The sequence below is a fragment of the Pseudomonas sp. genome, from assembly GCF_030696055.1.
GTDB lineage: Bacteria > Pseudomonadota > Gammaproteobacteria > Pseudomonadales > Pseudomonadaceae > Aquipseudomonas.
Genome location: NZ_JAUYNP010000070.1, coordinates 1 through 7,786 on the forward strand (window position 1 = coordinate 1; position 7,786 = coordinate 7,786).

The 7,786-nt window shown below is 65.3% G+C and carries 8 protein-coding genes; 7 read left to right on the forward strand and 1 reads right to left on the reverse strand.

Features of this window, described 5'->3' with window-relative positions; translation table 11 throughout:
- The first annotated feature begins 45 nt into the window (after positions 1 to 45).
- The gene (pdxB, locus tag Q8Q83_RS04155; protein ID WP_305621381.1) at positions 46 to 1,194 is read left to right on the forward strand and encodes a 4-phosphoerythronate dehydrogenase PdxB; all 1,149 of its coding nucleotides are present in this window, start codon (positions 46 to 48) and stop codon (positions 1,192 to 1,194) included.
- 262 nt (positions 1,195 to 1,456) lie between these two features.
- Here pdxB and Q8Q83_RS04160 read toward each other — a convergent pair whose 3' ends face one another.
- A complete protein-coding gene (locus Q8Q83_RS04160) occupies positions 1,457 to 1,633 on the reverse strand; it encodes a PA1571 family protein (RefSeq protein ID WP_305621383.1) in 177 nt (58 codons plus the stop codon).
- 174 nt (positions 1,634 to 1,807) lie between these two features.
- On the opposite strand from Q8Q83_RS04160, the gene Q8Q83_RS04165 reads away from it, so the two are divergent.
- The 6 genes from Q8Q83_RS04165 to Q8Q83_RS04190 all read left to right on the forward strand — a co-directional run bounded on the left by Q8Q83_RS04165 (position 1,808) and on the right by Q8Q83_RS04190 (position 7,618).
- On the forward strand, positions 1,808 to 2,923 hold the full coding sequence (locus Q8Q83_RS04165) for an ATP-NAD kinase family protein (protein ID WP_305621385.1): 1,116 nt from the start codon (positions 1,808 to 1,810) through the stop codon (positions 2,921 to 2,923).
- Positions 2,924 to 2,965: 42 nt separating this feature from the next.
- Complete coding sequence (locus tag Q8Q83_RS04170) at positions 2,966 to 3,541, forward strand: DUF1287 domain-containing protein (protein ID WP_305621387.1); 576 nt, start codon at positions 2,966 to 2,968, stop codon at positions 3,539 to 3,541.
- A 40-nt stretch (positions 3,542 to 3,581) separates the two neighbouring features.
- Positions 3,582 to 4,016 (forward strand): thiol-disulfide oxidoreductase DCC family protein, encoded by a 435-nt coding sequence (locus Q8Q83_RS04175; RefSeq protein WP_305621388.1) that lies wholly within the window; start codon positions 3,582 to 3,584, stop codon positions 4,014 to 4,016.
- A 240-nt stretch (positions 4,017 to 4,256) separates the two neighbouring features.
- Positions 4,257 to 6,035 carry an ABC transporter transmembrane domain-containing protein gene (locus Q8Q83_RS04180; RefSeq protein ID WP_305621390.1) on the forward strand — a complete coding sequence of 593 codons (1,779 nt, stop codon included), beginning with the start codon at positions 4,257 to 4,259 and terminating at the stop codon, positions 6,033 to 6,035.
- A 15-nt stretch (positions 6,036 to 6,050) separates the two neighbouring features.
- The gene (locus Q8Q83_RS04185) at positions 6,051 to 7,166 is read left to right on the forward strand and encodes a saccharopine dehydrogenase family protein (RefSeq protein ID WP_305621392.1); all 1,116 of its coding nucleotides are present in this window, start codon (positions 6,051 to 6,053) and stop codon (positions 7,164 to 7,166) included.
- Entirely contained in the window at positions 7,154 to 7,618 is a 465-nt protein-coding gene (locus Q8Q83_RS04190) for a DUF2269 domain-containing protein (RefSeq protein WP_305621394.1), read from the forward strand. The genes Q8Q83_RS04185 and Q8Q83_RS04190 overlap by 13 nt, the downstream gene beginning before the upstream one ends.
- Positions 7,619 to 7,786: the final 168 nt, after the last annotated feature.

The window sequence follows — 7,786 nt, forward strand, 5'->3', positions numbered from 1 at the left end:
AGCAGGCTCCGGCGCGGCCACGAACGAAACGGGAACAGACCCTACATGCGAATAGTCGCCGACGAAAACATTCCCCTGCTCGATGAGTTTTTTGCCGGTTTCGGCGAGATCCGCCGTTTGCCCGGTCGGGCCATAGACGCGGCCGCCGTGGCCGATGCCGAGTTGCTGCTGGTGCGCTCGGTGACCCGGGTCGACCGCGCGCTGCTGCAAGGCTCGAAAGTGAGCTTTGTCGGCACCTGCACCATAGGCACCGACCACCTGGACCTCGACTATTTCCAGCAGGCCGGCATCGCCTGGGCCAGCGCGCCGGGCTGCAATGCCCGCGGCGTGGTGGATTATGTGCTGGGCAGCCTGTTGCTATTGGCCGAGCAGCAAGGCGTCGACCTGGCGACGCGCACCTATGGCGTGGTCGGTGCCGGCCAGGTCGGCAGCCGTCTGATCAAGGTGCTGCGCGCCCTGGGCTGGCGCGTGCTGGTCTGCGATCCGCCACGCCAGGCGGCGGAGGGCGGCGACTTTGTCAGCCTGCAGCAGGTAGTGGCCGAGTGCGATGTGCTGAGCCTGCACACCCCGCTCGAGCCCGAGGGCGAGCACGCCACCCGGCATCTGTTCGACGCGGCGCGTTTGGCTCAGCTCAAAACCGGCGCTTGGCTGATCAATGCCAGTCGCGGCGCCGTGGTGGATAACCAGGCCCTGCGCCAGCTGTTGCCCCAGCGCACCGACCTGCAGGTGGTGCTGGATGTCTGGGAAGGCGAGCCGCAGGCGGATGTCGAACTGGCCGCCCTGTGCCGCATCGCCACCCCGCATATCGCCGGTTACAGCCTGGACGGCAAGTTGCGCGGCACGGCGCAGATCTATCAGGCGTTGTGTCGGCACTTGGCCGTGACGTCCAGCGTCAGCCTGGAGCAGCTGATGCCGGCGCCCTGGTTAAGCGAGTTGGCTATAGCTGCCAGCGCAGATCCGAGTTGGGCCTTGGCCACCCTCTGCCGCGCGGTGTATGACCCGCGCCGCGACGATGCGGATTTTCGCCGCAGCCTGCAGGGCGATGCGCCGGCGCGCCGCGCGGCCTTCGATGGCTTGCGCAAGCATTACCCCATGCGCCGCGAGATAGATGGCTTAAGTATTCGCCTTAATGGCCAGGCGCCAGGCTTGCAGCAGCTGGTAACGGCGCTGGGCGCGACACTGCGCCAGGCATAATTGCACGATTAAAAAGGCGATGTACCCGTTATGGGTTGCAAGCAAAACTCTGGCACGGATCGTAGGTTGGGCTGAGCTGCGCAAAGCCCAACAAGGCCAAATGGGCGGCAAGGGTTGCGCCTGAATCATCGCCGTTGGGCTTCGTCGCTGCGCGCCTCAACCCAACCTACGTGGCCGTTCTACAAGGTTCAACACGCAACGGAGACATAAGGATTAGCCCGGACGTTTTGCACTGTCCGGGCTTGGCAAAACGGGCTGATATTTAGCGGTGCGTGGCCGGGGTTACCCAGCTTTTCTCCAGCTCGCTGCAGGCGCGCTGGATCATAGATTCGGTGATGGGAACCTCGCGGCCCTGGGCGTCGATAAGAAAGCCGCCCACCGGTTGCTGCGGCGGCATCGGGATAACGCGGGGTTGGTTGGTCTGCTTGTGCATGCTCATGGCCGGTCTCCTGATCAGGTGGTGCGCGCAGTCTAGAAGAGCCAGATGAACGCGCTGTGACAGCTGCAACGACGGCAAAGCGTCGAACACTACAGCTCCTTGGCGGCCGTGCAGTCACTGTGGCAAAACGCCTGGGGCGGCTGAGGCCGTGTTGGAAAAATTTACGAGGTAGCGATGGCGTTATTTCATCTGGGCTTGATTATCAATCCCCTGGCCGGTCTGGGCGGGCCGGCTGGTCTCAAGGGCAGCGATGGCGTGGCCGAACAGGCCCTGGCCCTGGGCAGCGTGCCACGCGCGGCGCAGCGTACCCGCACGGCCCTGGAGTGCCTGCTGCCGCTGCGCGAGCGCCTGGAATTTGTCACCTTTGCCGGGCCCATGGGCGCCGACTTGCTGGCCGAGATGGGCTTCGCCCATCGGCTGGTCGGTGCGCCGCAGGAGGGCCCGAGCAGCGCCGCCGATACCCGGCAGGCGGTGGAGTCGTTGCAAGAGGCCGGCGTGGCCGTGATCCTGTTTGCCGGTGGCGACGGCACCGCGCGGGATATCTGCGCGGCGGTGCGTGAAGGCCAGCTGGTGCTGGGTATTCCGGCCGGGGTGAAGATTCAGTCCGGGGTCTATGCCATCAGCCCGCGCGCCGCCGGCGAGCTGACGGCACGGCTGATCGAAGGCGGCCTGGTGCGCCTGAGCAGCGGCGAGGTGCGTGATATAGACGAAAACGCCCTGCGTGAAGGCAAGGTCACGGCACGCTGGTACGGCGAGCTGTGCGTGCCGCAAGAGGGCGGCTATATGCAGCAGGTCAAGCAGGGCGGCGTGGAGTCCGAAGAACTGGTGCTCGGCGATCTGGCCGACTGGCTGCAGGATAGCTGGGAGGCGGATGTGCGCTACGTCTTCGGCCCCGGTTCGACCCTGCACGGCCTGGCGCAGAACCTGGGGCTGCAGACCACGCTGCTGGGCGTCGATGTGATTGAGAACGGCCAGCTGCTCGCCACTGACGTGACCGAGGCGCAGCTGTTCGAGCTGGTCAACGGCCATCCGGCGCGCCTGCTGGTCACCGCCATCGGCGGCCAGGGCCATATTATCGGTCGTGGCAACCAGCAGATCAGCCCACGGGTGCTGCGCGCCATAGGTCTTGAGCACTTGCGGGTGGTGGCGACCAAACGCAAGCTGGGCACCCTGCAAGGCCGGCCCTTGCTGGTGGACAGCGGCGACGTGCAGCTGGACGATGGCTTCCCCGATGTGGTGCGGGTCTGGGCGGGGTATAAGGAAGAACTGCTCTATCCCGTGGGACGGTGAAAACGCTTGTGCGGTTGATAGTGATTGGTGAAGGAGGGCCAAATGCGGGTATTTCTGTGCGTGTTGCTGGGTTGGTTGCTGGCTGTCGAAGCCAGCGCGTTGCAACCCGAACAATTGGTGACTGCGGCCCGCGAGCAGGTCGGCGTGACCCTGGGCTATGACCCCACCTACCGCCGCCTAAGCTATCCGAACGGCGATGTACCGCTGGCCAGCGGCGTCTGCACCGATGTGCTGATCCGCGCGCTGCGCCAGCAGGGCCTGGATCTGCAGCAGGCGGTGCACCAGGATATGCGCGCGCATTTCCAGCTGTATCCGCGAGACTGGGGACTAAGCCGCCCCGACAGCAATATCGACCACCGCCGCGTGCCCAATCTGATGACCTGGTTTAAGCGCCAGGGCTGGGCGCTGCCACTCAACCAGGAGGTCGCGCGCTTTCGCGCCGGCGATATAGTCACCTGGGATCTGGGCGGCGGCCTGAGCCATATCGGCATTATCAGCGACCGCCAAGCTGGCAGCGGGGTGCCCCTGGTGCTGCACAATATCGGCCGCGGCACCCAGGAAGAAGACATCCTGCTGCGCTTTACCATCACCGGCCATTACCGCATTCCAGCGGCCTGACTGGAGTAGCATCAGGCCTATTCAGGTATAGGAGTTGGGCATGACGGATCAAGCGCTTCCCCCCTTTATTCAGCCCGGCGAGCGGGTGGTACTGTTCGATGGGGTGTGCAAACTGTGCAATGGCTGGGCGAAGTTCTTGATCCGGCATGACCGCCAGCAGCGCTTTCGCCTGGCCTCGGTGCAGTCGGCGCAGGGCCAGGCGCTGCTGGCCTGGTTCGGCCTGCCCACCGAGCGTTTCGACAGCATGGCGCTGATCGAGGACAGGCAACTGCTGGTGCGCTCGGAGGCCGTGCTGCACATAGTCGCGCAACTGCCAGGGCCTTGGCGGCTGCTGGCGCTGCTGCGGCTGATTCCGCGGCCGCTGCGCGACTGGTGTTATGACCGTATCGCGCTGAATCGCTACCGCCTGTTCGGCCGCTACGACAGCTGCCTGTTGCCGAGCGCCGACCATGCCCGGCGTTTCCTGCATGACTGACGGCTATTTAGCTTGATTTAGGGTGAACAGCCCCCACCTAGGAGCCTGTCCGATAATAGCAATTGACTGCAAACTGTAGGTTGGCGCTGAGGAACGAAGCCCAACAAAGTCAGCATGTTGGGCTTCGCGGAGCTCAGCCCAACCTACAAAAATCCGTATTCTCGGACAGGCTCCTAGCATGGACGTACCCTTGTCCTCCCTCCAGAACCTTAGCGCCCCAGCGCCCAGTAGCGAGTGCTTATGCTTTCGATCCTGTCTTCCCGCCAGCGCAATGCCTTGCGCATGGCCTGGCGTTTCGTCGCGCCTTATCGCTGGCGCGTGATCGGGGCCTTGTTGGCGCTGATGTTTACCGCGGCCATCACCCTGTCCATGGGCCAGGGCATCAAGCTGCTGGTCGATCAGGGCCTGGCCACTCAGTCGCCAGCCGCCTTGCAGCAGTCGATCGGGCTGTTCTTCGTGCTGGTGTTGGCCCTGGCCATCGGCACCTTTAGTCGTTTCTATCTGGTGTCCTGGATCGGCGAGCGCTTTGTCGCCGATATCCGCAAGTGCGTGTTCAATCACCTGATCGAGCTGCATCCGGGCTTCTATGAAAGCAATCGCAGCTCGGAGATCCAGTCGCGCCTGACCGCCGACACCACGCTGCTGCAGTCGGTGATCGGTTCCTCCCTGTCGATGGCGCTGCGCAACCTGATCATGCTGGTCGGCGGCAGCGTGCTGCTGGTGGTGACCAACCCCAAGCTCAGCGGCATAGTGCTGATGGCGCTGCCGCTGGTGGTGGCGCCCATCCTGATTTTCGGCCGCCGGGTGCGTGCGCTGTCGCGCCTGAGCCAGGATCGGGTGGCGGATGTCGGCAGCTATGTCGGCGAGGCGCTGGGGCAGATCAAGACGGTGCAGGCCTATAACCATCAGGATGAGGACGTGCGCCGTTTCGGCCTGTCCGCCGAGGCGGCCTTCGATATCGCGCGTAAACGCATCAAGCAGCGCGCCTGGCTGATCACTGTGGTCATAGTGCTGGTGCTCGGTGCGGTGGGGGTGATGCTCTGGGTCGGTGGCATGGACGTGATAGCCGGGCGCATATCCGGTGGCGAGCTGGCGGCCTTCGTGTTCTATAGCCTGATAGTTGGTGGCTCGTTCGGCACCCTGAGCGAGGTGATAGGCGAACTGCAGCGCGCCGCCGGCGCCGCCGAGCGCATCGCCGAGCTGCTGCAGGCGCGCAATGAAATCACCCCGCCAGTGGCCGATGGCCTGACGCTGCAGCAGCCGGTAGAAGGGCGTATCGAGCTGCAGGGGCTGCGTTTCGCCTACCCCTCGCGCCCCGGCAGCTTCGCCGTGGATGGCATCGATCTGCGGGTCGCGCCGGGAGAAACCCTGGCTCTAGTTGGCCCGTCGGGCGCCGGCAAGTCGACCCTGTTCGATCTGCTGCTGCGCTTCTTCGACCCGCAGGTCGGAAGCATCCTGATCGACGGCCAGCCGATCCAGCGCCTCGATCCCCATGAGCTGCGCCGCAGCTTCGCCCTGGTGTCGCAGAACCCGGCGCTGTTCTTCGGCTCGGTGGCGGACAATATCCGCTACGGCAAGACGACGGCGAGCCTGGCCGAGGTCGAGGCGGCCGCCAGAGTCGCCCATGCCCACGAGTTCATCATGCAGCTGCCCGATGGCTATCAGACTCACCTGGGCGATGCGGGCCTGGGCCTCTCCGGCGGCCAGCGCCAGCGCCTGGCCATCGCCCGCGCGCTGCTGGTGGATGCGCCGATCCTGCTGCTGGATGAAGCCACCAGCGCCCTGGATGCCGAGAGCGAGCACCTGATCCAGCAGGCCCTGCCGCGCCTGATGCAAGGGCGCACCACCCTGGTGATCGCCCACCGCCTGGCCACGGTCAAGAGCGCCGACCGCATCGCGGTGATCGAGCAGGGCAAGCTGGTGGCCATCGGCACGCATGCCGAGCTGGTCGGCAGCAGCCCGCTCTATGCGCGCCTGGCCGAGCTGCAATTCAACAGCGACGCCGTAGAGACGGTCTGAATAAGGAACAGCGAGTTGATCGATAAGGAATTCAGGGTGGTGGTGCTGGGCGGTTACGGCAACTTCGGCAGCGTCATAGTCCAGCGCCTGTGCACTATCGCCGGCATCCGCGTGTGGGTCGCCGGGCGCGACTTGGCCAAGGCTGAGCGCTTGGCAACCCAGGTCGGCTGCCAGGCCGTGCGTCTGGATGGCAACCAGATGGATCTGGCCGAGCGCCTGCGCGAGTTGCAGGTGGATCTGCTGATTTCCACCGCCGGGCCTTTCCAGGGCCAGGATTATCGGGTGGCGCGGGCGGCTATCGCGGCGGGGGCGCATTACCTGGATCTGGCCGATGCCCGCGCGTTTGCCTGCGGCATCACCGAACTGGACCAGGCGGCGCGCCAGGCCGGGGTGCTGGTGTGCAGCGGGGCCAGCTCGGTGCCGGCGCTGAGCGCCGCGGTGATCGACCAGCTGCTGCCGCAGTTCGGCCGCCTGGATAGCATCTGGCACGGCATCAGCTCCTCGGAGAAGACCCCGGGGGTCTCGACCCTGGCGGCGGTGCTCAACTATTGCGGCAAGCCCTTGCGCCAATGGCGTGACGGCGCCTGGCGCGCGGTCTATGGCTGGCAGGACTTGGCGACCCATGGCTTTCCCGCACCTCTGGGGCGGCGCTGGCTGGGCAACTGCGATATTCCCGACCTGGAGCTGTTTCCCGCGCGTTATCCGGGGGTGCGCAGTGTGCGCTTCTCGGCGGGCGTCGGCTTGCGCCTGACCCAGTTCGGCACCTGGCTGCTGTCCTGGCTGGTGCGCGGCGGCTTGCTGCGCAGCGGCGTGCCCCTGGCCGCCTGGCTGCACCGCGGCGCGGTGTGGTTGGAGCCCTTGGGCGACGGCCTGAGCGGCATGTTCGTGCGCTTGCAGGGGCAAGACCTACAGGGCCAGCCCTTGAGCCTGTGCTGGGACATAGTCGCGGCGGATAACCATGGGCCGAATATCCCCTGCATGGCGGCGGTAGCCCTGGCGCGCAAGTTGGCGGCCAAGCAGCTGGAGCAGCGCGGCGCCATGCCCTGCCTGGGGCTGCTCAGCGTCGAGGAATACCTGGCCGAACTGGAGGGTTTGCGGGTCAGCGTGGGGGTACGGCCATGCTCTATCTGAGCCTGAAATACCTGCATATTCTCAGCGCCACCGTCCTGGTGGGCGTGGGCTTTGGCACGGCCTTCTACAAATGGATGGTCGACCGCAGTGGCGAGGTGCGCGCTATCGCCTATATGGGGCGCCTGGTGGTGCTGGCCGACTGGCTGTTCACCACGCCGGCGATCATCCTGCAGCCGCTGACGGGTCTGTGGATGCTGCAGATCGCAGGCTATCCGCTGGGCAGCGCCTGGATAGTCTGGACCCTGTTGCTGTACGCCTTGGCCGGCGCCTGCTGGCTGCCGGTGGTCTGGCTGCAGTACCGCATGCGTGCCCTGGCCTTGGCCGCTCTGGCTGCCGAGCAGGCGCTGCCGGCCGCCTATTGGCGCTATGCGCGTATCTGGTTCTATCTGGGTGTGCCGGCTTTCGTGGCCATGCTGGCGATCTATGCCTTGATGGTCTTTAAGCCGCTGTAAATCGGATATTTGCTGGCCGCAAACAACCCGCACAGTGGCTGGGCAGCCCGCGCGCCGGGCTGCTTGCCGCCCTAAGCGCCGCTTATCCAAGGCTATGTCCCAATTAGGTGTTGCATAAGATGAGCGGTTTGGTGGCGCGTAGCTTTTGTAGGGTGGGTTAGCGGCGCA